The organism is Streptomyces sp. NPDC020362 (assembly GCF_040642095.1).
Lineage (GTDB): Bacteria > Actinomycetota > Actinomycetes > Streptomycetales > Streptomycetaceae > Streptomyces.
On the sequence record NZ_JBFAET010000072.1, the window covers coordinates 15,313 to 42,115 of the forward strand.

Genomic DNA, 26,803 nt, shown 5'->3' on the forward strand with positions numbered 1-26,803 from the left:
TGACGGCTGACGGCTAGCGGCTAGCGGCTAGCGGCTAGCGGCTAGCGGCTAGCGGCTAGCGGCTGAAAGCGAAGATGTCGCAGTTGGTGCCGCTCGTGGTCCGGTCGCTGTAGGCGAGGTAGACGGTGTGCGCGTCGATGACCGGCTGGGCGCTGCTGTACTCCGTGGTGGGTGGATCGGCGACGACCTGTGTCACCCACTGGATCTCGCCGGTGTTGAGGCTCAGGGCCGTGACCCCTTGGGTCGTGCCCGCGTACACGGTCTCGCCGTCGTGTGTGACGCGGCTGGAGAGGTCACCGGAGACGTCCTGCTGCCAGGTGCGCTGCCCGTCGGTGGCGCTGAAGGCGTGCAGGGTGCCCCGGCCGTCGGTGACGAGCACCCGGCCCGCGGCGAGGGTCGGTCCCACCTGGATGAGGCTGTCGAAGGTGTGGCTCCAGCGGACCTGCCCCTTCCGGGCGTCCAGGGCGACGAGCTGCCCGCCGAAGGAGGACCGGTCCGTGCCGTGTCCGACCGTGAGGTACACCTGGCGGGAGTCGACGGCCGCACCGGGCACGAACCCCTTGGTGGGGTGGGTCCAGCTGGGGGTGCCCTTGGCGGCGTCGAGGGCGATGAGACCGTCGCGGTAGGTCGAGACGTAGAGCTGGTTGTCGGCGGCGGCGACCTCGTTGAGCTGCCCGGAGATCTTCTGGGCGTAGTCGGACTTCCCGGTGTCGAGGTCGACCCGGTGGATCCATCCGGCGCTGGTCACGGCGTATATCTCGTCGTTGGGCCCCTCTGTCTGGTACCAGGGCCAGCCGTTCGTCCGCAGGGTCCAGCGTTTTCTGCCGTCGCCGTCGACGGCGGCCAGCACACCGTGTTCCTGGGTGTCGGCCAGGGACACGAGGGCGAGTCCCTTGACCACGGACGAGCGGTTGAGCGAGCCACGCAGGTCCGCCTCCCACTGCAGTTCTCCGTCGGCGGGCCGGAGTCCGACCACCCGGCCGTCCTGCAGCAGGCCGAAGACGATCCGGTCACCGGCCAGCACCAGGGCGGTCGCCGAGAAGTGGTGGCGCCAGCGCTGCTCTCCCGGCCGCGAGACCCCTCCGTCACCCGCGGCGGCGAAGTCACGCAGGACGAATCCGGCACCGGCGCCTGCCGCGGCCAGACCGGCGACGGTGATCAGCGCGCGCCGTCTGGTCAGCACCGGCCGCCGGCGCGAGGGGAGCAGCGAGGAGGGGGGCGTGCCGGGGGCGACCTCGGCACGATTGACGATGAAGGCGATGCGTCCGCCGAGTGCGGTGTTGCTCTGGTGCGGCGCCGGCAGACCGACGGCGCCCAGTTCCCTCACGAGCCACTCGAAGACCGTGTTCATGTCGAGGACGGGGCCCGCACCCGCGACGCCGCGGTCGAGGAGTTCCAGGAGAGCACGGGTGAAGCCGGTGTACGTGGCTCCTTTGGGAGCCTGTGCCTTGTGGGTCGGGCCGCACGCGCACAGCAGGTAGCTGCCCGCGACGTCGCGCGAGCGGCCCAGCGAGCCCGAGTCACCGAGGGAGTCGGCGCGGCCCGCGAAGCAGCAGTCGAGGATCACCACCCTGCGCCTGGCCCGCACCCGCGTCAGCGCGTCCCTGACATCGGTGAACGCAAGGCAGCGGTGCGGCTCGTCCTCCGACGACGTGGGCAGGGTCAGCAGAAGCTGGGCCTTGTCGCCGCGGACATCGATGAGACCGTGCCCGGCGTAGTAGAAGACGACCGTGTCGCGGGCCCCGGCCGCATGATTCAGCTCGTCGATGACGGTGGCGGCGTCGGGCGGGTCCAGCAGCGTGACACAGTTCGCCGCCGGCAGTCGCCAAAGGCCTTCCGTGAGGGCATCACGCAAGGCTTCCACGTTGTTCCTGACGGCCGGCAGGTCCTCGAGCTTCCCGGACTGGTAGGTGGAGGTGCCCACCAGAAGCACTCTGGAGCTGTTCGGGTCCGACAGCGGTGACGCGTCGTCGGTCATGAACCCTCACCGGCGCCCCCGGGGTCCTCGGGACCGCGCAGCAGGGCGACGATCTCCTCGTCGGACAGGTCCGAGCCGGGGCCGACGATCACCGTCACCCCGCGCCCCTCGAACCGCAGGCTGCCGTTCTCCGGACCGGCTCGCCTGGCTCGCGCTCCGTTCCGGGCCGCGACGATGAGATTGGCCAGCGCCACTCCGTCGGCGACAACGGCGTTGATCACGTCGAACACCGCTCCCAGCTCGCCGGGCAGGGGCTCGGCGGAGACCAGGGAGAGGTCGGTCTCACGCATCAGGGCGTCGTCACGGGCGAGCCAGCGATAGAGCCAGGCGAGCGCCGAATCGCCGTCGTCGCCATCGCCGTCGATGCTGATCCGGATTTCCATGGAACCCCTCCCCCTTGTGTGCCCCTGCGCACATTGTGGGGACTCTCCACGCGCTCTGACGCCATGTGACGAGATCGATACAGACGGCGACCCCGCGCATGGGGAGAGGGCGGCGCGGCCGCCGGGTGGGGCGGCCGCTGCCGGGGTTCACGGCTCTACAGGGGGGTGACGTACGCGCCCGAGATTCCGCCGTCCACGAGGAAGTCGGTCGCGTTGACGAAGGAGGAGTCGTCGCTGGCCAGGAAGGCGACGGCGGCGGCGATCTCCTCGGCCTCGGCGAACCGGCCGAGCGGGATGTGGACGAGCCGGCGGGCGGCCCGCTCCGGGTCCTTGGCGAACAGCTCCTGGAGCAACGGGGTGTTGACCGGGCCCGGGCACAGGGCGTTCACGCGGATGCCCTCGCGGGCGAACTGCACGCCCAGTTCGCGGGACATGGCGAGGACGCCGCCCTTGGAGGCCGTGTAGGAGATCTGGGAGGTGGCCGCGCCCATCCTCGCCACGAAGGACGCGGTGTTGATGATGGAGCCCCTGCCCTGGCGGCGCATGTACGGGATGGCGGCCTTGCAGCACAGGTAGACGGAGGTGAGGTTGACCTCCTGGACCCGCTTCCAGGCCTCCAGGCCGGTCTCCAGGATGGAGTCGTCGTCGGGCGGGGAGATGCCGGCGTTGTTGAAGGCGACGTCGACGCTGCCGTAGGTGTCGTACGCCGTCTTGAACAGCGCCTCGACCTGCTCGGGGTCGGTGACGTCGACCTTGACGAAGAGCCCGCCGACCTCGTCGGCGGCGGCTTTGCCGCGGGCTTCGTCGACGTCGGCGCAGACGACCTGCGCGCCCTCGGAGGCGAGGCGGCGGGCGGCGGCGAGGCCGATGCCGCTGCCGGCTCCGGTGACGACGGCGGTACGGCCGACCAGGCGGCGGCAAACGGTGGTGTCGGTCACTGTGCGGGGCCCTCCGTGCTGATGAAGACGTTCTTGGTTTCGGTGAAGGCGGTCAGGGCGTCCGGGCCCAGCTCACGACCGAGGCCGGACTGCTTGAAGCCCCCGAAGGGGGTCCAGTAGCGGACGCTGGAGTGGGAGTTGACGGACAGGTTGCCCGCCCGGACGGCCTGGGAGACGCGCAGGGCGCGGCCCACGTCCCGGGTCCAGATGGAGCCGGACAGGCCGTAGGGGGTGTCGTTGGCGAGCCGGATCGCGTCCTGCTCGTCGGTGAAGGGGAGGAGGACGGCGACGGGGCCGAAGATCTCCTCGCGGGCCGCCGCGCTGTCCGGCCGCTCCCCGGTGAGGACGGTCGGCGGGAACCAGAAGCCGGGTCCGTCGGGGGCGCTGCCGCGCAGGGCCGGGGCGTCCTCGGGGACGTAGGACCGGACGCGGTCCAGCTGCTGCCGGGAGATCAGCGGGCCCATCTGGGTCTTCTCGTCGGCCGGGTCGCCCACCACGACGGTGGCCAGCGCGTCGGCGAGGAAGTCGCGGGCCTCCTCGTACACCGACTCCTGGACGAGGATGCGGGTGCGGGCGCAGCAGTCCTGACCGGAGTTGTCCAGGAAGGAGAAGGGGTCGAGGGCGGTCTTGAGGTCGGCGTCGGCGAAGACGACGTTGGGGCTCTTCCCGCCGAGTTCCAGAGTGACCGGCTTGACCAGCCGGGCGCAGCGCTCCATGACCTCGCGGCCGGTGCGGGTGGACCCGGTGAAGACGATCTTGGCCACGTCGGGGTGGTCGACCAGGGCGCGGCCCGCGGTGTGGCCGTAGCCGGGCAGGACCTGGAGGACGTGCTCGGGCAGGCCCGCCTCCAGGGCGAGTTCGGCCAGGCGCAGGGCGGTGAGCGGGGTGGTCTCGGCGGGCTTGAGGACGACGGCGTTGCCCGCGGCGAGGGCGGGGAAGGAGCCCCAGGCGGCGATCGGCATGGGGAAGTTCCAGGGGGCGATCACGCCGATGACGCCGAGTGGTTCGTGGAAGGTGACGTTCCAGCCGCCGGGGGCGGGGATCTGCCTGCCGAGGAGGCGTTCGGCGCCGCCGGCCGCGTACAGCAGCAGGTCGCGGGCGTTGCCGGCCTCCCAGCGGGCGTTGCCGAGGGTGTGGCCGGCCTCGCGGACCTCCAGGTGGGCCAGTTCGTCGACGTGGGCGTCGACGACGTCGGCGAAGCGGCGCAGCAGGCGGGCGCGGTCGGCGGGCGCAAGGGCGGCCCATGCCTCCTGGGCGCGTGCGGCCCGTGCGACGGCGGCGTCCACCTCGGCCGCGCCGGCGGCGGGGACGGTGGCGACGACCTCCTCGGTGGCCGGGTTGAGGACCTTCAGCTCGTGCGGGTCGGACACGTGATGACCTTTCACAGGCGTTCGAAGGAGCGGCGCAGCTCCCAGTCGGTGACCGCGGCGTCGAAGGCCTCCAGTTCGACGCGTGCCATGTTCCGGTAGTGGGCCACGACCTCGTCGCCGAAGGCGGCCTTGGCGATCGGGCTGTTCTCCCAGAGTTCGGCGGCCTCGCGCAGGGTGGTCGGGACGTGCTCGAAGTCGGCGGTGTAGGCGTTGCCGGGGCAGGGCTCGGGCAGCTCCAGCTTCTGCTCGATGCCGTGGAGACCGGCCGCGACGAGCCCGGCGACGGCGAGGTAGGGGTTGACGTCGCCCCCGGGAAGGCGGTTCTCGAAGCGCAGGGAGCGGCCGTGGCCGACCACCCGCAGGGCGCAGGTGCGGTTGTCGTGGCCCCAGGCGACGGCGGTGGGGGCGAAGGACCCGGGCTGGAACCGCTTGTAGGAGTTGATGTTGGGGGCGTAGAGGAGGGAGAAGTCGCGCAGGGCCGCGAGCTGTCCGGCGAGGAAGTGGCGCATGACCTCGGACATGCCCTCCTCGTGGCCCCCGGCCATCGCGTTGCCGCCGTCGGCGTCGGCGAGCGAGAGGTGGATGTGGCAGGAGTTGCCCTCGCGCTCGTTGTACTTGGCCATGAAGGTGATCGAGACGCCCTCCTGGGCGGCGATCTCCTTGGCTCCGGTCTTGTAGAGGGCGTGCTGGTCGCAGGTGCGCAGGGCCTCGTCGTAGCGGAAGGCGATCTCGTGCTGGCCGGGGTTGCACTCGCCCTTGGCCGACTCGACGGTCAGGCCCGCGCCGGCCATGTCGTTGCGCAGGCGGCGCAGCAGGGGCTCGATACGGCCGGTGCCGAGGATGGAGTAGTCGATGTTGTACTGGTTGGCCGGGGTCAGGCCGCGGTAGCCCGCGTCCCAGGCCTGTTCGTAGCTGTCCTTGAAGACGATGAACTCCAGCTCGGTGCCGACCTGGGCGGTGTAGCCGAGTTCGGCGAGGCGGTCGAGCTGGCGGCGCAGGATCTGGCGCGGGGCGGCGACGACCGGGGATCCGTCGTTCCAGGCGAGGTCCGCTACGAGCAGGGCGGTGCCGGGGTGCCAGGGGATGCGGCGCAGGGTGGCGAGGTCGGGGTGCATGGCGAAGTCGCCGTAGCCGCGGTCCCAGGAGGACATCGCGTAGCCGTCGACGGTGTTCATCTCGGTGTCGACGGCGAGAAGGTAGTTGCAGCCCTCGGTGCCGTGCTGGAGTACTTCGTCGAGGAAGAACCGTGCGGCGAACCGCTTGCCCTGCAGCCGCCCTTGCATGTCGGGGAAGGCGAGGACGACAGTGTCGATCTCACCGCCGGCGACGAGGGCGTGCAGTTCCTCGACGCTCAGCGGGGGTGTGCGGTCTGCCACGGGGAGAGCCTCCTTAGGCTGCTTCGCGTTTTACGGCGGGGCCGGGAGCCATAAGGTATTGCCGAGAACCATTGCTTGGGAAGGGGGTACGGCCGGATGTCACAGGACGTGGATCCGAGGGAACTCCGCGAGCAGCTGGGTACCGACCGGCTGACTCCGGTGTTGCGGCCGGTGCGGGCCGGCAACGGCTTCGAGGAGGCGCTGGAGCAGATCCTCCAGGTCGTGCGGCTCGGCCTGGTGCCGGGCGGCGAACGGCTGCCCGCCGAGCGGGAGCTTGCGGAGCGGCTCGGGATCAGCCGGGTGACCCTGCGCGAGGTGCTGAAGGTGCTGCAGGACCAGGGCCTGCTGGAGTCGCGGCGCGGGCGGTACGGCGGAACGTTCGTGCTGCCGCGCGCGGACGCGGGCGGCGAGGACGAGCTGCGGCGGCGGATCGCCGAGGTCGACATCGAGGACGTGCTGCGCTTCCGCGAGGTGCTCGAGGTGGGTGCGGCGGGGCTGTGCGCGGCGCACGGGCTGACGGACGAGCAGGCCGGCCGGCTGCGGGAGGCCCTGGACCGGACCCATGAGGCCCCGCTCGCCGACTACCGGCGGCTGGACACGCTGCTGCACCTGACGCTGGCCGAGCTGTGCGGTTCGCCGTCGCTGACCGCGCAGTACGCGGCGGTGCGGGCGACCGTCAACGACCTGCTGGACTGCATCCCGCTGCTGGTGCGCAACCTGGAGCACTCGCAGCGCCAGCACACCGCGCTGGTGGAGGCGGTGCTGGACGGGGACGCGGACGGTGCGCGGGAGATGATGCGCGAGCACTGCGCGGGTACGGCGGCGCTGCTGCGGGGCTTCCTGGCGTGAGCCGGCTCTGCAAAGGTATGAGTGTGGACCTTTCGTTTTCCTGGAGGGCGGCATGACCGTACGACCGCTGATCGGTGTGAGCACGTATCTGGAGGCCGGTGCGCGCTGGGGCGTGTGGGAACTGGACGCCGTGCTGCTGCCGTCCGGCTATCCGCGGCTGGTGCAGCGGGCTGGAGGGCTCGCCTTCCTGCTGCCGCCGGACGCGCCCGAGCGGGCCGCCGCGGCGGTGGAGCGCCTGGACGGGCTGGTGATCGCGGGCGGGCCGGACGTGGATCCGTCCCGGTACGGCGCCGAGCGCTCACCGCGTACCGGGCCGCCCGCGCCGGAGCGGGACGCGTGGGAACTCGCGCTGATCGGGGCGGCGCTGGCGGCGGGCGTGCCGCTGCTGGGGATCTGCCGGGGCATGCAGCTGCTGAACGTGGCTCTCGGCGGCACGCTCGTACAGCACCTGGACGGGCACACGGAGGCGGTCGGCGTGTTCGGCAGGCACCGGGTGAAGCCGGAGCCGGGGACGCTGTACGGGGAGATCGTCCCGGAGGAGACCTCCGTACCCACCTACCACCATCAGGCGGTGGACCGGCTCGGTGCCCGGCTGCGGCCGTCCGCCCAGGCGGAGGACGGGACCGTCGAGGCGATCGAACTGCCGTCGGGCGACGGGTGGGTGCTCGGGGTGCAGTGGCATCCGGAGGCGGCCGAGGACCTGCGGGTGATGCGGGCGCTGGTCGAAGCCGCGTCGCCGAGCCTCCCGCCCGGCCCGGTCGGCCGGGACGCCGCCGCATCGGCCTGAGCCGCCCCGCCTCACCCTCCGGACGGGCCCGGTACATGCCGCGTCAGCGACAGCAGCTCCCGGGCCGGGCCCGTCGGCCGGTGCCCCGTCGGCCACACCGCCCGCAGGTCGCGGCGCAGGGACACCCCCTCCACCGGGATGCTCACCAGGCGCCGCAACGCCAGCTCCTCCCCCACGGCCAGTTCGCTCAGGACCGAGGGGCCCGCACCGCTGACCGCCGACGCCTTCACCGCCGTGGTCGAGGACAGTTCGATGAGGGGGCGGGCCAGGCCGCCCAGGGCCGTGTCCAGGACCTGGCGGGTGCCGGAGCCCCGCTCGCGCAGGATCAGCGGTGTGGCGGCCAGCTCCTCGGCCGTCACGGGGCGCCGGCGGCGGGCCCAGGGGTGGCCGGGGGCCGTGACGACGATCAGGCGGTCGCGGGCGATGACCGCGGAGTCCAGACCCGCCGGGACCGTGAGCCCCTCCACGAAGCCCAGGTCCGCGTCGTCGGCCAGCAACAGCTCCGCGACCTTCGCCGAGTTGCCCGCCAGCAGCGACACCGCCGTGTCGGGGCGCTCGGCGTGCAGGGCGAGGAGCCAGCCCGGGAGCAGGTACTCGGCGATGGTCATGCTCGCCGCGACCCTCAGCCGCGAGTCACGCCGGTCGCGCAGGGCCCGCGCGCCCGCGTCGAAGGCGGCCGCCGCCTCCACCACCCGCCGGGCCCAGTCGGTCACCAGGGCGCCCGCGTCCGTGAGCCGGGAGCCGCGCGGGGAGCGGTCGACCAGCGCCACGCCGAGCTGCCGTTCCATGGAGCGGATGCGGCTGCTGGCGGCCGGCTGGGTGATGCCGACCTCCCGCGCGGCCGCGCCCAGGCTGCCCAGCCGTGCCACGGCCAGCAGCAGCTCCAGCGCGCCGAGGTCCGGCACCCGGTGCGCCAGTGAGCCACCGGGCCGGCCGCCGTCCGTCGCATACTCCTCACTCATAAAACCAGCTTATGCCCTGATAGATGTGAACCCCCTGGTCAGCGGCAACAGGCGGCGTGAGGGTGGACTCATGGTCACCGCAGTACATTCCCTTCCCGCCGCCCGTGCCGTGCGCGTGCGGCACCTCGGTCCCAACTGGTACGCCGCCGTCATGGGGACCTCCGTCGTCGGCACGGCCGGCGCGGCTCTCCCCGTGCACCTCGGCGCACTGCGCGGGCTCTGCACGGCCGTCTGGGCACTGGCCTCCCTCCTGCTGGCGGCCCTGCTGACCGCCCGCGCCCGGCACTGGGCCCACCATCGCGACCAGGCCCGCGCCCACCTCCTCGACCCCGCCGTGGCCCCCTTCTACGGCTGCCTGTCCATGGCCCTGCTCGCGGTCGGCGGCGGGGCCGTGACCGTCGGCCGGGACTGGATCGGCACCGGCCCGGCCGTCGCCCTCGACACGGTGCTGTTCACCGCCGGTACCGCGATCGGGCTCACCGCCGCCGTCGCCGTGCCGTACCTGATGGCGGTCCGGCACCGCGTCGAGCCCTCCGAGGCCACCCCGGTCTGGCTGCTGCCGCTCGTCGCGCCGATGGTCTCCGCCGCGCTGGGTCCGCTGCTCGTGCCGTACCTGCCGCCCGGGCAGCCCCGGGAGACCCTGCTGCTGGCGTGCCTGGCGCTGTTCGGGCTGAGCCTGCTGGCCACGCTGCTGATGCTGCCCCTGGTCTTCGCCCGGCTGATCACCTCGGGCCCGCTGCCGCTCGCGCTCACCCCGACCCTGTTCCTGGTCCTCGGCCCGCTCGGCCAGTCGACCACCGCGCTCGGCCTGATCGCGGACGACGCCCCCGGGGTCGTACCGGCGCCGTACGACCGTGGCCTCGACGTGTTCGCCGTGCTCTACGGGGTGCCGGTCATGGGGTTCGCGGTGCTGTGGCTGGCGCTCGCGGCCGCGCACGTGGTGCGGGCCCGGCGGCAGGGCATGGGTTTCGCCATGACCTGGTGGGCGTTCACCTTCCCGGTGGGCACCTGTGTCACCGGCGCCACAGCCCTCGCCCGGCACACCGGGCTCGCCGGGTACGAGGCCCTGGCCGTCGGCCTCTACGCCATGCTGGTCACCGCATGGCTCGCGGCCTCGGCCGGGACGGTACGGGGCCTGCTCAGCGGCGAGCTGCTCGCAGGGCCTTCGCCAGCACCCGCGGCGCCTCGGCCAGCGAGGGGCCGTACCAGGTGAGGTGCCGTCCGCAGACCAGGGCGCAGGGCAGGCCGGGGAAGGCCTCCGGGCCGTCGTCGGCGGTGAAGCGGTAGGGCTCGTCCGGCAGGACGACGAGGTCCGGGTGGGCCGCCCGCAGCTCGTCCAGGGGGATGCGGGGGTAGCGGTCGGGGTGGGCGGCGTACAGGTGGCGGACGCCGAGGCGGGCCAGGACGTCGCCCGCGAAGGTGTCGCGGCCCAGGACCATCCAGGGGCGGCGCCAGATCGGCACGACGGCCGTCGTACGGCTCGCGGGCTCCGGCAGCGCGGCCCAGGCGGCCTCCGCCTCCTCCAGCCAGCGGGGCCGGGTCCGCGCGCCGCACGCGATCAGGACGCGGTCCAGCTCCCGGAAGGCCTGGGGCACCGTGCGCACCTCGGTGACCAGCACCTGCGCGCCCGCCGCGCGCAGAGCGTCCAGGTCGGGCGCGCGGTTCTCCTCCTCGTTGGCGATCACCAGGTCGGGGGCGAGGGCGAGGATGCGGTCGACCTGGGGGTTCTTGGTACCGCCGATACGGGTGACCTCCAGGTCGGCCGGGTGGCTGCACCAGTCCGTGGCGCCGACGAGCACCCCGGGCAGCGTCACGGCCACCGCCTCGCTGAGGGACGGGACAAGGGAGACGACCCGCACTATGCGGCCTCGGCGTGGGCAGCGCCCCCCAGGGGCACGGGGACCTGCGCGATCGACCACGACGGACCCGCACAAGACCGACGGCCCACCCCGCACCGCACCTAGCGAGCCCTGTCCTGCACGGCCTCGATGTGTTCGGCGACCGCCACCACGACGACCCGCGTGTCGGGGACAGTCGCCCGCCAGCGATGCCGGACCCCGCCGGTGAGGTACAGCGTGTCGCCGCGGCCGAGGCGGTACGCGCGACCCTCGGCCTCGATCTCGACGGCACCGTCGGCGACGTACATCAGCTCGTCGTTGCGGTGCTGGAACTCGCGGCCGGCCTCGTGGTCGCCGGTGAACTCGGAGGCGTGCAGCTGGTGGTGGCCGCGCACCAGGGAGCGGGTGCGCGGGGTGACGTCGCCCTCGCCCTCGGCGGTGGGGTCGGCGCGTACGACGTCCACGCTGCACGCCGGGTCGGCGGCGGCGAGGAGTTCCACGGCCGTGGTGCGCAGGGCGTCGGCCAGCTTCTCCAGGGAGGTGCGGCTCGGGCGGGCGCGGTCGTTCTCGACCTGGCTGAGGAAGGGCACGGACAGGCCGCTGCGCTCGGCCACGACGGCGAGGGTGAGTTCGAGCGCACGGCGACGCCGCCGGACGGCCGCGCCCACCCGCACGGGCTGTTGCTCTTTGTGGTCGCCCATCGCTCCGGCTCCCTCCTTCGCTCGTCGCGCTGTCGACAGGGTGCCCGTCGCCGGGCACACCTCCGAAGAGTTGTCTGCACCCTACGCATGTTCGGCAAACCGATTCACGCGGGTGTCACATCCCTGACACACCCGGGGGCCCGTACCCCACGGTTCTCGCCAGTGCGACGGCCGCCCGTGCGGGACGGGTCTCTCCTGCTTCAAGGCGGGAGGGGGCGTCCGTGTTCCCACCGGGGCGGGGTCCATGGCGCTCTGTAGTTGGCCGGATCCTTGCCGTAGCCGGAGGGGCCGTGCACCGGGGGGTCCGGACACTGCGAGGGGCGGGCGGCGCCCCACGCCCGTCAATGGACGTACGGCGACACCCGCCCCTCGGATGGCGGTCCGGGCCGGTCAGGTCACCAGCCGCCTGCTTGTCGGCACCCGCCCGGGCAACCGGCGCCCAGGCGTCGGCCGGCCCCGGGTGCTGCCCCGGCCAGGTGCGCACCGCGTCCTGCTCCCTGCCCTTGCCGGCCTTCTGGATCTGCGCCTCCAGGCCGGTGAGCCGCTTCTCGGTCATCGAGAAGTCCTTCAGCCACGCGCCGACCTCGGGGTTGTCGGCGGCGAAGCCCCTGCGGGCGAGGGTGTGCACGCCGTCGCCCTTGCCCCAGGCGCCGCGCGGGTCCTTGAGCTTCTTCAGGTCATAGTCGCTGTACGCCCAGTGCGGCGACCAGAGCGTGACGACGACCGGCTGCTTCCTGGCACAGTCGCGCTTCAGCTCGGCGAGCATCGCGGGCGTGGAGCCGTCGACCACGTCGTACGTGCCGTCGAGGCCGTACTCCTTGAGGACCTTGTTCTTGAGCATGCCCATCATGCCCGCGCTGGGCTCGATGCCGACGATCTTGCCGCCGAACTCGGAGGCGTGGTCCTTCAGGTCCGCCAGGGAGTTCACGTCCTTCACACAGGAGGGGACGGTCAGCTCCAGGGAGGTGGGGCCGTACCATTTGCCGAGGTCGTCGAGCTTGTCGCCGTACTTCTTCCAGTACTCGGCGTGCGCGGTCGGCAGCCAGGAGTCGGTCTGGAAGTCGAGCCGGCCGGTGGCGAGGCCGGTGCAGAGGGGCGCTGCGGCGTACTGGGTGGTGGTGACCTTGAAGCCGCGCCGCTCCAGCAGTTCCTTCCAGAGGAAGGTGGAGGCGATGCCCTCGTCCCACGGGATGTACCCGACCCTGATCTCCCCTGCCCTTGCCGACGTTCGTGCCGGAGGCCTCGGAGGTGCCGGAGGAGGAGCCGAAGATCCCGAGGCCGCCCGCGACGAGCGCAAGGACGACCACGCCGGTGACGGCGACCGCCGGGCGCGGCCGGTAGGACCACGCGGTCGGCAGGGCCTCCGCGGCGGCCCGGCGGCCCGGCGGCCCGGCGGGGAGAGCTGGGTGCCGAGCGCGCCCGTCATGCGGTCCGGGTAGACGGCGAGGACGACGATGCCGACGCCCGCCTCGAAGCCGAAGCCGATGTCGAGCCGCCCGATGGCCTCGCTGACCGCGCCGCCGAGGCCGCCGGTGCCGACCATGCCGGCGATGACGACCATGGACAGGCCCAGCATGATCACCTGGTTGACGCCCGCCATGATGGTCGGCAGGGCGAGCGGCAGCCGGACGCGCAGCAGGATGTCGCGCGGGGTGGTGCCGAACGCCTCGGCGGCCTCGCCCAGTTCGTCGCCGAGGAGGCCGACGAGGCGCCGGCGGGGCACGACGCCCACGAGCGCGGTCGGCGTCGAGGACGGCGACCGGGTGGGTGAGGCGGGCGCTGATCGCGCACAGCTCGGCGAACGGCGTGCCGGGCGTGGCCGTCTCGCAGCCGCAGTCGGCCTCGTCGCCGCGGACCTCGGTGTCCATCACCACGGCGGCGGTCAGCACGCGGGAGCGGTCGACGTCCTGGATGAAGGACGCGACGCAGTCGTTCGCCGGGCGCAGCAGGATGTCCTCGGCGGTGCCGGTCTGCACGATGCGGCCGTCGCGCATGACGGCGATGCGGTCGCCCAGGCGCATGGCCTCGTCGAGGTCGTGGGTGATGAAGGCGATGGTCTTCTTCAGGGTCTTCTGCAGTTCGAGGAGCTGGTCCTGCATGTCGCGGCGGATCAGCGGGTCCAGAGCGCTGAAGGACTCGTCCATCAGGAGCAGGTCGGCGTCGGTGGCGGGGGCGCGGGCGAGGCCCACGCTCCCCCAGTGCCTTGAGGGCCTGGGGGCACCCCCAGCTGCATGCCGCCGGACTGCTCGTCGGCCAGGAGTCCTCCCAGCCGGCCTGGCCGCACAGGGCGAGCGCCTCGTCGGCGCGGCGCTCACGCTCGGCGCGGGGCGCCCTGCACGGCCAGGCCGTAGGCGGCGTTGTCGCGGACGCTGCGGTGCGCGAAGAGCGCGAAGTGCTGGAAGACCATGCTGATCTTCTTCGAGCGCAGCTCACGCAGGTCGCGGTCGGTGAGCGCCGTCAGGCCCTCGCCGTCGAAGCGCACACGGCCCGCGGTCGGCTCCAGCAGGCCGTTGAGCATGCGCAGCAGGGTGGACTTGCCGGATCCGGACAGGCCCATGACGACGAAGATCTCGCCGGCCTCCGCGCGGAAGGAGGCGTCGATCACGGCGGCGGTGGTGCCGTCGGCGCACAGCTCCTCACGGTCGGTGCCCTGTCGCAGCCGTTCCACTGCCTGGTCCGGTCGTCTGCCGAACACCTTGAACAGATGCTCGGCCTCAAGCCTGGATGACACGTACCTCTCGTCTGGGGGCGGGACAGGACGGAGGCCGCGCCCCTCCAGAAGCTCTTTGGTCAAACTTTTAAGCGGCACAGCTCACAGCGACCTGCCCCTCGCGCCGAGTGGCCGTCAGTGCCGTGCGGCATGATGCGAGCGTGACCGGACGACTGATGCTTCTCGACACCGCTTCCCTGTACTTCCGCGCCTACTTCGGTGTGCCGGACTCCGTGAAGGCACCCGACGGCACCCCGGTGAACGCCGTGCGGGGGCTGCTGGACTTCATCGACCGGCTGGTCAAGGACCACCGGCCCGAGCAGCTGGTGGCGTGCATGGACGCCGACTGGCGGCCGCAGTGGCGGGTGGACCTCATCCCCACCTACAAGGCGCACCGGGTCGCGGCGGAGCACGAGGGCGGGCCGGACGAGGAGGAGGTGCCGGACACGCTCTCCCCGCAGGTGCCGGTCATCGAGGCCGTGCTGGACGCGGTCGGCATCGCCCGGGTCGGGGTCGCGCAGTACGAGGCGGACGATGTGATCGGCACGTTCACCGCGCGCGCGGACGGCCCGGTGGACATCGTCACCGGCGACCGCGACCTCTATCAGCTGGTCGACGACGAGCGGGGGATCCGGGTGCTGTACCCGCTCAAGGGGGTCGGCACGCTGCAGCTGACCGACGCGGCGGTGCTGCGCGAGAAGTACGGAGTCGACGGCCGGGGGTACGCGGATCTGGCGCTGCTGCGCGGTGACCCGAGCGACGGCCTGCCGGGCGTGGCCGGGATCGGCGAGAAGACGGCCGCCAAGCTGCTCGCCGAGTTCGGCGATCTGCCGGGGATCATGGCGGCGGTCGACGATCCGCGGGCGAAGCTGACGCCGTCGCAGCGCAAGCGGCTGACCGAGGCACGGCCGTATGTTGCGGTCGCGCCGAAGGTGGTGCGGGTGGCGGACGACGTGCCGCTGCCGGACGTGGACATCGCGCTGCCGCGCACCCCGCGCGACCCCGCGGGCCTGGAAGCGCTGGCCGCACGCTGGGGACTGGGCGGCTCCCTGCAGCGGCTGCTGACGACGCTCGGCGAGTGATTCACAACGGAATCTTCTGGCAAAACGCGTTCACCTTGCCCCTGCGAAACCCCTGCCGACGAAAGAGAGATGCTAACTTAGGTAAACCTAACCAATGCAGCAGGAGGCCGTGATGGCAGAGCGTCCGGGACGACAGCCGCGCAAGCCCCGTACCGCCCGGGTGGTGCGCACCGAGCGGCTCACCCCGCACATGCAGCGCGTGGTGCTCGGTGGCGAGCAACTCGCCGGTCTCGCGGCGGACACCTGCACCGATCACTATGTGAAGCTGCTGTTCGGCCCCCCGGGCGTGACCTATCCGGAGCCCTTCGACCTGGAGCGGATCCGCGCCGAGTTCCCCCGCGAGCAGTGGCCCGTCACACGGACGTACACGGTGCGCGCCTGGGACCCGGAGAACCTCGAACTGACCCTGGACTTCGTGCTCCACGGCGACGAGGGTCTGGCCGGACCGTGGGCCGCCCGGGTCCAGCCCGGGGAGATCATGCACTTCATGGGTCCCGGTGGCGCCTACGCGCCCGACCCGGGCGCCGACTGGCATCTGCTCGTCGGTGACGAGAGCGCGCTGCCCGCGATCGCCCGCGCCCTGGAGTCACTGCCCGCCGGCGCCCGGGCGCACACCTTCGTGGAGGTGTCGGGCCCCGAGGAGGAGCAGAAGATCGACTCCGATGCGGACGTGGTCTGGCTGCACCGCGGGGACCGGCCGGTGGGCGAGGCCCTGTTGGAGGCCGTGCGCGCGCTCTCGTTCCCTCAGGGCCGACTGCAGGCGTTCGTCCACGGTGAGGCCTCGTTCGTGAAGGAGCTGCGCCGGATGCTGCGGGTCGACCTGCAGATCCCGCGCGAGGACCTTTCGATCTCCGGCTACTGGCGCCTGGGCCACAACGAGGACGGCTGGCAGGCCTCCAAGCGGGACTGGAACGCCCGCATCGAGGCCGAGCAGGAGAGCGGCGGCGCGGCGGCCGCATAGGGCGGCTCCAGGGCTGCTCGGAGGCCGCTCGAAGGCCGCACCGGAGCTGCTCCGCTCACGACGCCGTCTCGTTGATCTTGCCGAAGGGCACGTGCACGCTGGGCGTGGTCCGGGACGTGCGCTCCACGTGGGTCACCTGGTCGTCGAAGAAGATGTGCGGTTTCAGCACCTTCATGACGGCGCCCTTCTCTATGCCGCCGAGGAAGAAGGCGTCGTTGACGGTGACACCCCACTTCTTCAGGCTCGTCACGGCACGCTCGTGCGTCGGCGCGCTGCGCGCGGTCACGATGGAGACGTGCACCCGGATCGTGTAGTCCGGATCGTCACGCCGCCGTTGCTCCTCACGGCGCTGTATCCGGTTGACACTGGCCAGGAAGTCGCGCAGCGGCCCGGGATCGTGCGGAGTCGCGGCATTGCGGGCCTCATGGGCGCGGAACTCCTCCAGACCGCCCGCCTGGTACACCTGTTCCGAGGCGTCGCCCGCCAGGACGCCGTCGAAGTCGAAGGCGATGCGCAGATCCCGGTCGGCGGGGTCGTCCGCGTACGGGGAGCCGAGGACATGTCCCGCGGGCAGGCCCGCGGCGACCGCCTCGCGCACGTCGTCCCCGTTCGCCGACAGGAACAGCGACATGTTGAAGGCGGTCATGAACGGGTGGGGGGAACGCCCCTGCATGAAGACGGCCCGGGTGATTGGCAGGTCATGGGTCTGGATGGAGCGCATGACCCGCAGACCGGTGTCGGGGTCGTTGCGCGAGAGGATGATCACCTCGACGAGGGGGTCGCCGGGGTCACCGAGGTCGTTCAGCGACAGCAGCCGCTGGATGAACGCGAACGCAACCCCGGGGCGGAGCGTGGTGTCCACGTTCTCTTCCTGGTAGGCCCGGTAGGCCTCCTCCCCCTGCTCCCGGAACACCGCGTCCGACTCCTCCAGATCGAACAGGGCGCTGGAGGCGACGCCGACGACGAGTCGGTCCGCAAGCTCGTACGGTGGCATGGCGTTTCACCTCGGGGCGCGGGAGAACGGCTCCCCATCATGTCACCGGCCAGATGGCGGACCCGGCCCCGCAGTTGCCCGCACCGACCGCCGGTGCGAGCGGGGTTCAGTCACCGCGTACGCGCGCGTGGAAGTGCATGTCGTGCCAGCCGTCCGGATGCTGGAGGGCGCTGCGCTTGGTTCCCTCCAGGGCGAAGCCGCACTTGGCGGCGACGCGGCAGGACGCCTCGTTGACGGTGGAGTGCATGAGTTCCAGGCGGTGGAAGCCGATCTCCTCGAAGGCCCAGCGGGTCACCGTGGTCGCGGCGCGGGCCGCGACGCCCCGGCCGCGGGCCTCCCGAACCGTCCAGTAGGCGACCTCGGCCACGCCGTCGCCGAGCAGGATCTGCCGCAGGGCGACCCTGCCCCGCAGCTCGCCCGTGACCTCGTCCACGACGGCCCACTGGGCGTTGTCCTCCTTCTCCCAGGCCCGCTGCCACTCCCCGATCCAGGCGGCGGCCTCGTCCTCGGAGTCGCAGGACCTGATGTGCCACTGGTGCAGGACCGGGTCCTGGAAGGCGGCGTGGACGGCGGGCGCGTCCCCGGCCCGCCAGGGGCGCAGGAGCAGACCGTCACCGGTCGGGAGGGTGGGTTGCGAGGTGCGGGTGAGGGTTCCGGCGGTCAGGACCGGGCGGGTGAGGAAAGGCATGATCGGCATCCTGCCGAGGAGCGGGCCGCCGGCTCAACCGGCATTCACCGGCCCGACCGTATTCTGGGTCGCGATGAGACGCCGTACGCCACCCCCGCCCGCCCCGCTTCCCCAGCGCGACGGTGTCGACCCGGTGCGGGTGCGGCTGCCCTTCGGCGGCACACGGGCCACCGTCCGGGAGTATCTCGTGGAGCGGCTGACGGGGGCCGGGCCCGGCATGGTCGATGAGATGTTCGACGCGGGGCTGGTCGTGGCGGCCGACGGGCGGGCGGTGGCGCCGGACGCGCCGTACGAGCCGGGGATGTTCGTGTGGTTCCACCGGGAGCTGCCCGACGAGGTTCCGGTGCCGTTCCCGCTGGAGGTGGTCCATCGGGATGCGCACATCGTCGTGGCCGACAAGCCGCACTTCCTCGCGACGACCCCGCGTGGCAGCCACGTCGCGCAGACCGCGCTGGCCCGGCTGCGCCACGAGCTGGATCTTCCGGCGCTCACCGCCGCCCACCGGCTGGACCGGCTCACCGCCGGTCTGGTGCTGTTCACGGTGCGGCCCGAGGAGCGCGGGGCGTACCAGACGCTGTTCAGCGACCGGCGGGTGCGCAAGGAGTACGAGGCCGTGGCGCCGTACGATCCCGCGCTCGCCCTGCCCCGGACCGTACGCAGCCGGATCGTGAAGGAGCGCGGGGTGCCGGCCGCCCGGGAGGTCGAGGGCGAGCCGAACGCGGTGACACGGGTGGAACTGGCCGAGCACCGGGCGGGGCTGGGCCGGTACCGGCTCGTCCCCGAGACCGGTCAGACCCATCAGCTGCGGGTGCATCTGAACGCGCTGGGCGTGCCCATCCTCGGCGACCCGCTGTATCCGGAGGTGACCGCCCCCGTGCCGGCCGGCGACTTCCGGCGCCCGCTGCAACTGCTGGCGCGGAGGCTGGAGTTCACCGATCCGGTCACGGGGGCGGAGCACACGTTCGTCAGCGGGCGGACGCTCGCGGCGTGGTCGGCCCCGGCACAGTGGGCCGACCCGGAGCCCTGACAGCGCCGCCCCGTGTGGATATGGGCGGCGCCGCCCCTGTGCACTCAGCCGCCGCGCCGCCCCGTGTGCTCGAGGGCGCCGACCCGTGTGCTCGGCCGCCGCGCCGCCCCCCGCATGGTCACTCGCCGCGCCACCAGCGCAGCAGGCGCCGCCACAGGTTCCCGCGGCGGGCCGGCTGCGGCGCGGGAGGCTCGGGAACGGGCGGTGCCGCAGCGGGCAGGGGCTCGGCGGCGGCTGCCGGCTCGGCGCCCGGGGTGCCGACCTGCCAGGTGGCGCGCTGCGCCGGGATGGGCGCGGGGCTGGGCGGACGCTGCACGTCCTGCTGGGGCTTCGGTTCGAAGCGCACCGGCAGGGCCACCAGGTGCCGGGAGGCGATGGAGGACCGCCAGCTCAGCTCCTCTTCGGGGCAGTCCAGCTGGATGTCCGACAGCCGCGTCAGCAGGGCGTCCACGCCGACGTCGGCGATGGCACGGCCGATGTCCTGGCCGGGGCACTCGTGCGGGCCGCCGCCGAAGGCGAGGTGCGAGCGGTTGCCCTGCATGTTGGCGGACAGGTCCGGACGGACGCGCGGATCGACGTTGCCCGGGGCGGGCGCGAAGAGCAGCCCGTCGCCCTTGCGGATGCGCCGGCCGCCCAGCTCCGTGTCCTGCTTGGCGAAGTAGCCGAGGACGGTGCTGAACGGCGGCTCGTCCCACAGGGACTGCTCGATCGCCTCCGGCACGGTCATCTGGCCGCCGTTGAGCTGGGCGCGGAATCCCGGCTCGGTGAGGACCATGCGCAGCGCGTTGGCGAGCAGGTTGGCAGTGGCCTCGTAGGCCGCGAACAGGACGAGACGCAGGTGTTCGCGGACCTCGTCGTCGGTCAGCCCCGCCGGGTGGGTGATGAGGTGACTGGTGAAGTCGTCGTCGGGCCTCGCGCGGCGGCGGGTGGTGAGCCGGCTCAGCGCGTCCATGACGTAGGCATGGCTCTGGATCGCGGTCTCGGTGCCCTTGAGCGCGTCACGGGCGGCCTGCACCATCCGGTCGTTGTATTCCTCGGGCATGCCGAGGATCTCGCACATGACGGCCATCGGCAGATGCTCGGCGAACTGGGAGACCAGGTCGGCCCGGCCCCGTTCGCAGAAGCCGTTGACCAGTTCCTGGGTGTAGCGGCCGATGTGACGGCGCATGCTGCGGTGGTCGATGGTCGACATGGCGCCGGTGACCGCCGCGCGCAGCCGTTGGTGCTCGTCGCCCTCGGCGTGCGAGCAGATGGGCTGCCTGGCGATGTGCGGCATGAGCGGGTGGTCGGGTTTGACCATGCTCTCCTGCAGCGGGGTCCAGATCCGGCTGTCGCGGGTGTACTGGGAGGGACTGCGCACCATGTGCAGGTTCTCGGCGTGCCCGAGGACCACCCACATCGGTACGTCGTCGTGCAGCAGCACGGGGGCCACGGCGCCGTGCTCCTCCCGCAGGCACTCGTAGAGGTCACCGAGGTCGGCCGCGTCGGGGCCGTAGAGCCGGTGCAGTCCCCCGGGGCCCCGGCCGTGCGCCGGGCAGCCCGGCGGCGGGCCGGACGTGGGGTTAGTGCCGGTCAGGGACTGGGATTCAGGCGTCACAGTGTCGCTCCGGGACGGAAGACGGTAGGTGGGGGGCAGGGCGGGTGCGGGTCAGGTGAGGGCGCCGGACAGGGCGAGCGAGTGCAGGAAGCGCATCAGGGTCATCAGCACGTCCTTGCTGGAGGCCCGGCGGCGCACATCGCACTCCATGATCGGGATCTCCGGAGCAAGATCGAGTGCGGTGCGCAGTTCCTCGACCGGGTAACGGGGCGCGTCGGGGAAGGAGTTGACCGCCACGGCGAAGGGGACCCCGCGTTCCTCCAGGCGCCCCATGACGTCGAAGCTGACTTCCAGGCGCCGGGTGTCCACCAGGACGACCGCGCCGAGCGCTCCTTCGAACAGGCCGTTCCACAGGAACCAGAAGCGTTCCTGGCCGGGGGTGCCGAAGAGGTAGAGCACCAGCTTGTCGGTGATGCTGATGCGGCCGAAGTCCATGGCCACGGTGGTGGCCGTCTTGGAGTCGGAGCCGTAGTTGTCGTCGATCCCGATGCCGGCCTGGGTCATGGTCTCCTCGGTGGTCAGCGGTCTGATGTCGCTGACCGAGCCGACCATCGTGGTCTTGCCGACGCCGAAGCCGCCCACGATCACGATCTTCACCGCGGCCTGCGCCGTGTGCGGCAGATGGTCCTCGGTGCGTGGGCCGGGGAAGGTTTCAGAGCCGTTGAAGTCCATGCATCACCGCTTCGAGGATGGAACGGTCGGCGACCGCCTGGCGGACGATCGGGGCGCGCGCCTGCACCAGTTCGGTCGTGATCAGCTCGGTGATCAGGACGGTCATCGCGCTGAACGGCAGATTGAGGTAGGCCGAGAGCTCGGCCACGGACAAGGGGGCGGTGCAGAGCCGGAGTACTGCCGCCTCCTCGGGCGAGGCGGACGGCGGTGGCGCGGCGCGCGCCACGATCAATGTGACCAGGTCCAGTTCGGCCCGCCCGCCGTCGTCGGTGCCGGCGATGGTGTACAGGCGCTCGGGGTACCTGCGCGGTGCCTCGCCCTCCGCCGGTGGGGAGGGCGGGGGCGGCGCGGGCGGCAGTGGCGGCGGCTGACGCCGTTTGCGTTGTGGAGGAGTCATACGGTCTGCCCGTTCCGCCGGGGCGGACTGGTGAGATGGGCGCCCACACGGACGACGAGGTCGCGCATCATGCCGCTCATCCGGCCCGGCTCGCAGGTCACGTCGGCGAGCACGGCGAGGTAGGCGTTGGCGCCGGCGTTCATGAGGTAGAAGTAGCCGCCGTCGATCTCGATGACGACGAGCTTCATCTCACCGGCGCCGGGGATCTCCTGGATGATGGCACCAGCGAGGCTCTGTACACCCGCGCAGGCGGCGGCCACCCGGTCGGCGGCGTCGGGGTCGCCGCCGTGACGTGCGATGCGCAGTCCGTCGGCGGAGAGGACCACGATCATCTCGATGCCCGGTACGCCGTCGTTGAGCTGCTTGAGCATCCAGTCGAAGTTGCCTCGCTGCTGGATCACTTGAGGTCCCCCTCGTCGTCGGCCTCGGTGGCGGCCTCAGTAACGGTGTCCGAATCGTTGAGCAGGTGCTGGTACGCGGTGGGGTTCAGTGTGAAGTCGGTCAGTTCGGCCGCGGTGGCGTCCTCGGGCATGCCCTTCTTCAGGCCGTTCCAGAAGTCGTCGACCCACATGCCGGGCGGCCGCTCCCGCAGCTTCTTCAGCTCGGGGTCCATCTCGGGCTCGGGTTCGGGCTTGGGCTGGGACCAGATGGTCGGCCTGCCCTCGCGCTCGGCGCGCTCGATGGCGGCCTGCTCGGCGATCCGCTGGCTGAGCGGGGTCTTCACCCGGCTGCGGCGCTGCGGCAGTCCGCCTGCCGTCCACTCGGTGACCTCGGGGACGTCGTCCTCCATGGAGATCCCGGCGGGGATGCGGGGGCTGGTGGGGCGGCGCTTCTTGGGCGGGCGCTTCGGGCCCTCGACCGCACCGAGTTCGGGCTTGGGCACGGCGGTGGCACCGATGCCGTGGGCGGCGCCGACACCGGGCTCGGTGGTCGTCATGACGCTCGGTACGACGAGGATCGCGCGGACGCCGCCGTAGGCGGACGCGCGCAGGGAGACCTGCATGTCGAAGGCCTTGCAGAGCCGGCCGACGACGGCGAGGCCGAGGCGCGGGCTGGAGCCCAGGTTCTCCGCGTCGTCGCCCGCCATGGCGTCCGTGATCGCCTTCTCGATGCGGGCGCGGGACTCCTCGCTGAGGCTGACGCCGGCGTCCTCGATCTCGATGACGACGCCGGTCTGCACCTCGGCGGCGGTGACGTGCACCTTGGTCGACGGCGGCGAGTAGCGGGTGGCGTTGTCGAGGAGCTCGGCGGCCGCGTGGATGATCGGCTCGACGGACGTGCCCTTGATGTTGATGTTGACGATGGAGTTCAGCTCGATGCGCCGGTACTCCAGGATCCGGGACATGGCACCGCGCAGCACGCTGTACAGCGAGACGGGCAGCGGCCACTGACGGCCGGGACGGCCGCCGCCGAGCACGGAGATGGTGTCGGCGAGGCGGCCGATCAGCGCGGTGCCGTGGTCCAGGCGCAGCAGGTCGTCGAAGACCTCGGGGTTGCGGCCGTGGTCCTCCTCCATCTCGCGCAGTTCGTTGGCCTGCTGGTGGACGATGGCCTGGATGCGGCGGGCGATGCTGACGAAGGAGCGCTCGGTCGCGTCCCGCATCGAGATCTCGTGGTCGGCGCCGCGCAGCGCGTTGTGCAGCAGGGTGCGCTGCGACTCGGGGATGTGGCGCAGTTCGGGGTCGAGGTCGATGACCTTGCGCATCACCTCGCGGAGCGGTTCTCCGTAGCGCAGCCGGTGCAGCGCGGTGGGCAGGACATCGGTGCCGAGGCGGACGATCTCCTCGTCATGGGCGACGAGGCGGCGCTCCAGATACGCGGTGTGACGGGCGTGCTCGGCCTGCGCCTCGCGGAGCCTGCGTCCGCGGCGAAGGGCTTCGGCGCCCGTGGCGACGACCAGCAGCACGGCCACGGCCCCGCACCCGCCGACGGCGATCCGGGCCGTGGCCGGTACCAGGGCGGCGGCGGCCCCGGTCGCCGCGGCCATCACTATGGCCGGGAGCAACAGCACGCGCGCGTAAGGACGTTCACGGCCACCGGAGGGCTTTCGAACACTCACCATGGATGCCTTCTGAGACGAATCGGCTGGGTGTCAGAGGAGCTTTCGGGGGGAAGGTTCATGGAACTGACGGGATCTTCTGGATGTTTGGGAACAGGCGCACGAATTCACCTCAACTCGGTGCGCCGCGGGCGAGCTTAGTCCGACCGGATCATCGCCGTGTCATATTCGGCAAGCACCTGAAATCGCCCATGCAACAGGAGTACGCTCGGCCCCATTTGCACGCTCGGAGATCATTCGAACACAGCCCGTGACGGCGTATGGGCGTGCGAAAGTCACTCACCGTGATGAGTGAAAAGAGAATTCCCGGACAGCCCGAGCACCGTCGAGCCGGTCGGCCCCGTACATCCGGGATCAGCGTCGGACCGGGCGCCCGACGAACGCGCCGAAGGGGCGCGGGGACCTGCGCGACCAGCGACAGATCACCCGCGCCCCGTACGCAGGATCAGCCCACCGACGAGTAGGCGACCACGCCCCGCAGCAACTGGTCGACAGCCTTACGGGCAGTCTTCGCCACGGTCGAGCCCTCCATGGGAGCGGCCGCCGAGATCTGCCCGAGGACGTCGATGACCTGCTTGCACCAGCGCACGAAGTCGCCCGCCGGCATCTCCGCCTCGCGCAGCACCTCGTCCAGGCCCTTGTCGGAGGCCCACATGTAGGCGGCCCAGGCGAAGCCGAGGTCCGGCTCGCGCTGGCCGACTCCCTCGGTCTGGTTGATCCGGAACTCCTCCTCCAGCGCGTCCAGCCGGCCCCAGATCCGGACCGTCTCGCCGAGCGCGGCCCTCGCCTTGCCGGAGGGCAGCTTGGGCGCCATGGCGTCGTCCCCGACGCGCGCCTCGTACACCAACGCCGAGACGCAGGCCGCGAGTTCGGCCGGGTTGAGGCCCTCCCAGACGCGCTCGCGCAGGCATTCGCTGGCCAGCAGGTCGAGTTCGCCGTAGAGCCGGGCGAGCCGCTTGCCGTGCTCGGTGACCTCGTCGCCGCGCAGGTAGTCCAGTTCGGTCAGCAGCGCCACGATCCGGTCGAAGGTGCGCGCGATGGTGTTCGTACGGCCCTCGATACGGCGCTCCAGCTGCGAGGTGTCGCGCAGCAGGCGGTGGTAGCGCTCGGCCCAGCGGGCGTGGTCCTCGCGGTCGTCGCAGCCGTGGCAGGGGTGGGCGCGGATGGCCGTGCGCAGCCGGGCGATCTCGCGGTCGTCGGCGGCCTGCGACCGCTTCTTGCGGGCCCGCTCCGGCGGAATGTGCCCGGCCTTGGTGCGCAGCGCGGAGGCGAGGTCCCGGCGGGACTGCGGGGAGCGCGGGTTGAAGCTCTTCGGGATCCGCATCCGGTCCAACGGCTCGACCGGCACCGGGAAGTCCATCGACGCCAGCCGCTTGACCTGCCGTTCGGCGGTCAGCACCAGCGGGCGCGGACCGTCGTGGTGGTCGAAGCCGCGGTGGCCGTTGGAGCGGCCGGCGGGCAGGCCCGGGTCCAGGACCAGGGCGAGGCCCGCGTACTTGCCGGTGGGCACGTGGATGACGTCGCCCGGCTTGAGCCGCTCCAGCGCGACGGCGGCCTCCGCGCGCCGCTGGTTCGCGCCCTGCCGGGCCAGCTCGGTCTCGCGGTCCTTCAGCTCGCGGCGCAGCCGCGCGTACTCCTCGAAGTCGCCGAGGTGGCAGGTCATGGAGGCCTTGTAGCCTTCCAGGCCCTCCTCGTTGCGCTGCACCTGCCGGGAGATCCCGACGACCGACTTGTCGGCCTGGAACTGGGCGAAGGAGGTTTCCAGCAGCTCGCGCGAGCGGTGCCGGCCGAACTGCTCGACCAGGTTCACCGCCATGTTGTACGACGGCTTGAAGCTGGAGCGCAGCGGGTAGGTGCGGGTGCCCGCGAGACCCGCGAGGTGCTCGGGGCTCATACCGCGCTGCCAGAGCACCACCGCGTGGCCCTCGACGTCGATGCCACGCCGGCCGGCCCGGCCGGTCAGCTGGGTGTACTCGCCGGGGGTGATGTCGGCATGCTGCTCGCCGTTCCACTTGACGAGCTTCTCCAGCACCACCGAGCGGGCGGGCATGTTGATGCCGAGGGCGAGGGTCTCGGTCGCGAACACGGCCTTGACCAGGCCGCGCACGAACAGCTCCTCGACGACCTCCTTGAAGGTCGGCAGCATGCCCGCGTGGTGGGCGGCGATACCGCGCTCCAGGCCCTCCAGCCACTCGTAGTAGCCGAGGACGTGCAGGTCCTCGGACGGAATGGCGGCGGTGCGCTCCTCGACGAGTGCGCGGACCTGCTCCCGCGCCTCCTCGTCGTTGAGTCTGAGTCCCGCGTACAGGCACTGCTGGACGGCGGCCTCGCAGGCGGCGCGGCTGAAGATGAAGGTGATCGCGGGCAGCAGCCCCTCGGAGTCGAGGCGCTCGATGACCTCGGGCCGGCCCGGCGTCCACACGCGCGAGCGCTGTCTGCGCTCGCGCTCGCGGTCGGCCTCGCGCATCGCCCGGCCGCGTCTGCGGTCCTGGTACGAGGGCCGGGTCGCCTCCATGCGGGCGAGGCGGACGAGGTCGGGGTTGACTGCCTTCTTGTGGCCCTCGCCCTCCTCGAACAGGTCGTACGTCCGGCGGCCGGCGAGCACGTGCTGGAACAGCGGGACCGGCCGGTGCTCGGAGACGATCACCTCGGTGTCGCCGCGGACGGTGTCCAGCCAGTCACCGAACTCCTCGGCGTTGGACACGGTCGCCGACAGGGACACCAGGGTCACCGACTCCGGCAGGTGGATGATCACTTCCTCCCAGACGGCGCCGCGGAAGCGGTCGGAGAGGTAGTGCACCTCGTCCATGACCACATGGCCGAGGCCGAGGAGGGTCTGCGAGCCGGCGTAGAGCATGTTCCGCAGCACCTCGGTGGTCATCACGACCACCGGGGCGTCGGAGTTGACGCTGTTGTCGCCGGTGAGCAGGCCGACCTTCTCGGTGCCGTAACGGCGGCACAGGTCGGCGTACTTCTGGTTCGACAGCGCCTTGATGGGGGTCGTGTAGAAGCACTTCTTGCCCTGCTGCAGGGCCAGGTGGACGGCGAACTCGCCCACGATCGTCTTGCCCGAGCCGGTGGGGGCGGCCACCAGCACACCCTTCCCCGCTTCGAGTGCCTGGCAGGCCTCGATCTGGAAGGGGTCGAGGCCGAAGTCGTACATCTCGCGGAAGGACGCGAGCGCGGTGGCCTGCTCGGCTGCCCGTCTCCGGGCTGCCGCGTACCGCTCGGCCGGTGAGAGGTCCTCTGTCATCGTGCTTTCGAGCGTACCGGGCGCCACTGACAACAGGACGATCATTATCCGGATCTTGGGTTGATCGACAACGGCGGATGCCCCCGTCCTCGAAGGGCGGGGGCATCGTGGCGTGAGGCGAGCGGCCGGGGCGGGGCCCCCGGCGGGGGGGGGGGGGGTGTGGTGGGGAAGAGATTGGCCG

At 71.9% G+C, this 26,803-nt stretch carries 23 protein-coding genes and 1 pseudogene; 6 read left to right on the forward strand and 18 right to left on the reverse strand.

Features of this window, described 5'->3' with window-relative positions; genetic code table 11:
- Positions 1-55: 55 nt before the first annotated feature.
- From AB0H32_RS24510 to AB0H32_RS24530, 5 genes are all read right to left on the reverse strand, one after another.
- Entirely contained in the window at positions 56-1,978 is a 1,923-nt protein-coding gene (locus tag AB0H32_RS24510; RefSeq protein WP_361124296.1) for a PQQ-binding-like beta-propeller repeat protein, read from the reverse strand.
- Entirely contained in the window at positions 1,975-2,361 is a 387-nt protein-coding gene (locus tag AB0H32_RS24515) for a hypothetical protein (protein ID WP_361124298.1), read from the reverse strand. The genes AB0H32_RS24510 and AB0H32_RS24515 overlap by 4 nt, the downstream gene beginning before the upstream one ends.
- A 155-nt stretch (positions 2,362-2,516) precedes the next feature.
- The gene (locus AB0H32_RS24520) at positions 2,517-3,299 is read right to left on the reverse strand and encodes a 3-oxoacyl-ACP reductase (RefSeq protein ID WP_361124299.1); all 783 of its coding nucleotides are present in this window, start codon (positions 3,297-3,299) and stop codon (positions 2,517-2,519) included.
- Entirely contained in the window at positions 3,296-4,669 is a 1,374-nt protein-coding gene (locus AB0H32_RS24525) for an aldehyde dehydrogenase family protein (protein ID WP_361124301.1), read from the reverse strand. Before AB0H32_RS24525 ends, AB0H32_RS24520 begins: the two co-directional genes overlap by 4 nt.
- Before the next feature lie 11 nt (positions 4,670-4,680).
- The gene (locus tag AB0H32_RS24530; RefSeq protein ID WP_361124302.1) at positions 4,681-6,045 is read right to left on the reverse strand and encodes a glutamine synthetase family protein; all 1,365 of its coding nucleotides are present in this window, start codon (positions 6,043-6,045) and stop codon (positions 4,681-4,683) included.
- Positions 6,046-6,141: 96 nt separating this feature from the next.
- Here AB0H32_RS24530 and AB0H32_RS24535 point away from each other — a divergent pair, with 96 nt between their 5' ends.
- A complete protein-coding gene (locus tag AB0H32_RS24535) occupies positions 6,142-6,894 on the forward strand; it encodes an FCD domain-containing protein (RefSeq protein ID WP_361124304.1) in 753 nt (250 codons plus the stop codon).
- Between the two features lie 52 nt (positions 6,895-6,946).
- On the forward strand, positions 6,947-7,681 hold the full coding sequence (locus AB0H32_RS24540; RefSeq protein ID WP_361124306.1) for a gamma-glutamyl-gamma-aminobutyrate hydrolase family protein: 735 nt from the start codon (positions 6,947-6,949) through the stop codon (positions 7,679-7,681).
- A gap of 11 nt (positions 7,682-7,692) precedes the next feature.
- Here AB0H32_RS24540 and AB0H32_RS24545 read toward each other — a convergent pair whose 3' ends face one another.
- The gene (locus AB0H32_RS24545; RefSeq protein ID WP_361124308.1) at positions 7,693-8,643 is read right to left on the reverse strand and encodes a LysR family transcriptional regulator; all 951 of its coding nucleotides are present in this window, start codon (positions 8,641-8,643) and stop codon (positions 7,693-7,695) included.
- 70 nt (positions 8,644-8,713) lie between these two features.
- Here AB0H32_RS24545 and AB0H32_RS24550 point away from each other — a divergent pair, with 70 nt between their 5' ends.
- The gene (locus tag AB0H32_RS24550) at positions 8,714-9,856 is read left to right on the forward strand and encodes a TDT family transporter (protein WP_361124310.1); all 1,143 of its coding nucleotides are present in this window, start codon (positions 8,714-8,716) and stop codon (positions 9,854-9,856) included.
- On the opposite strand, the gene AB0H32_RS24555 is transcribed toward AB0H32_RS24550, so the two are convergent.
- From AB0H32_RS24555 to AB0H32_RS24570, 4 genes and pseudogenes are all read right to left on the reverse strand, one after another.
- Positions 9,783-10,502 carry a helical backbone metal receptor gene (locus AB0H32_RS24555; RefSeq protein WP_361124312.1) on the reverse strand — a complete coding sequence of 240 codons (720 nt, stop codon included), beginning with the start codon at positions 10,500-10,502 and terminating at the stop codon, positions 9,783-9,785. The genes AB0H32_RS24550 and AB0H32_RS24555 overlap by 74 nt on opposite strands.
- 101 nt (positions 10,503-10,603) lie before the next feature.
- Positions 10,604-11,182 (reverse strand): XRE family transcriptional regulator, encoded by a 579-nt coding sequence (locus AB0H32_RS24560; RefSeq protein ID WP_361124314.1) that lies wholly within the window; start codon positions 11,180-11,182, stop codon positions 10,604-10,606.
- Between the two features lie 115 nt (positions 11,183-11,297).
- Positions 11,298-12,608: a glycine betaine ABC transporter substrate-binding protein gene (locus AB0H32_RS24565; protein ID WP_361124335.1), complete on the reverse strand. Its 1,311-nt coding sequence runs from the start codon at positions 12,606-12,608 to the stop codon at positions 11,298-11,300.
- Positions 12,609-12,638: 30 nt separating this feature from the next.
- Positions 12,639-13,913, reverse strand: a pseudogene (locus tag AB0H32_RS24570) (ATP-binding cassette domain-containing protein); the annotation flags it as partial.
- 155 nt (positions 13,914-14,068) lie between these two features.
- Here AB0H32_RS24570 and AB0H32_RS24575 point away from each other — a divergent pair.
- Positions 14,069-14,974: a 5'-3' exonuclease gene (locus AB0H32_RS24575; RefSeq protein WP_361124336.1), complete on the forward strand. Its 906-nt coding sequence runs from the start codon at positions 14,069-14,071 to the stop codon at positions 14,972-14,974.
- Positions 14,975-15,086: 112 nt separating this feature from the next.
- Complete coding sequence (locus AB0H32_RS24580) at positions 15,087-15,935, forward strand: siderophore-interacting protein (protein WP_361124316.1); 849 nt, start codon at positions 15,087-15,089, stop codon at positions 15,933-15,935.
- Between the two features lie 55 nt (positions 15,936-15,990).
- On the opposite strand, the gene AB0H32_RS24585 is transcribed toward AB0H32_RS24580, so the two are convergent.
- Both AB0H32_RS24585 and AB0H32_RS24590 read right to left on the reverse strand, forming a co-directional pair.
- On the reverse strand, positions 15,991-16,929 hold the full coding sequence (locus tag AB0H32_RS24585; protein ID WP_361124318.1) for a 5'-nucleotidase: 939 nt from the start codon (positions 16,927-16,929) through the stop codon (positions 15,991-15,993).
- Between the two features lie 106 nt (positions 16,930-17,035).
- Positions 17,036-17,617, reverse strand: coding sequence for a GNAT family N-acetyltransferase (locus AB0H32_RS24590; protein WP_361124320.1), 582 nt, complete (start codon positions 17,615-17,617; stop codon positions 17,036-17,038).
- A gap of 73 nt (positions 17,618-17,690) precedes the next feature.
- Between AB0H32_RS24590 and AB0H32_RS24595 the strand changes: the two genes are divergently transcribed.
- Complete coding sequence (locus AB0H32_RS24595) at positions 17,691-18,644, forward strand: RluA family pseudouridine synthase (protein ID WP_361124322.1); 954 nt, start codon at positions 17,691-17,693, stop codon at positions 18,642-18,644.
- Positions 18,645-18,762: 118 nt separating this feature from the next.
- On the opposite strand, the gene AB0H32_RS24600 is transcribed toward AB0H32_RS24595, so the two are convergent.
- From AB0H32_RS24600 to AB0H32_RS24625, 6 genes are all read right to left on the reverse strand, one after another.
- Positions 18,763-20,241 carry a cytochrome P450 gene (locus AB0H32_RS24600; RefSeq protein ID WP_361124324.1) on the reverse strand — a complete coding sequence of 493 codons (1,479 nt, stop codon included), beginning with the start codon at positions 20,239-20,241 and terminating at the stop codon, positions 18,763-18,765.
- 51 nt (positions 20,242-20,292) lie between these two features.
- A complete protein-coding gene (locus AB0H32_RS24605; RefSeq protein WP_361124325.1) occupies positions 20,293-20,913 on the reverse strand; it encodes an ATP/GTP-binding protein in 621 nt (206 codons plus the stop codon).
- Positions 20,894-21,310, reverse strand: a complete 417-nt coding sequence (locus AB0H32_RS24610; protein WP_361124327.1) for a DUF742 domain-containing protein — start codon at positions 21,308-21,310, stop codon at positions 20,894-20,896. The genes AB0H32_RS24605 and AB0H32_RS24610 overlap by 20 nt, the downstream gene beginning before the upstream one ends.
- Entirely contained in the window at positions 21,307-21,711 is a 405-nt protein-coding gene (locus AB0H32_RS24615) for a roadblock/LC7 domain-containing protein (RefSeq protein ID WP_361124329.1), read from the reverse strand. The genes AB0H32_RS24610 and AB0H32_RS24615 overlap by 4 nt, the downstream gene beginning before the upstream one ends.
- The gene (locus AB0H32_RS24620; protein WP_361124331.1) at positions 21,708-23,372 is read right to left on the reverse strand and encodes an ATP-binding protein; all 1,665 of its coding nucleotides are present in this window, start codon (positions 23,370-23,372) and stop codon (positions 21,708-21,710) included. Before AB0H32_RS24620 ends, AB0H32_RS24615 begins: the two co-directional genes overlap by 4 nt.
- 442 nt (positions 23,373-23,814) lie before the next feature.
- A complete protein-coding gene (locus AB0H32_RS24625; protein WP_361124333.1) occupies positions 23,815-26,667 on the reverse strand; it encodes a DEAD/DEAH box helicase in 2,853 nt (950 codons plus the stop codon).
- Between the last annotated feature and the right edge of the window lie 136 nt (positions 26,668-26,803).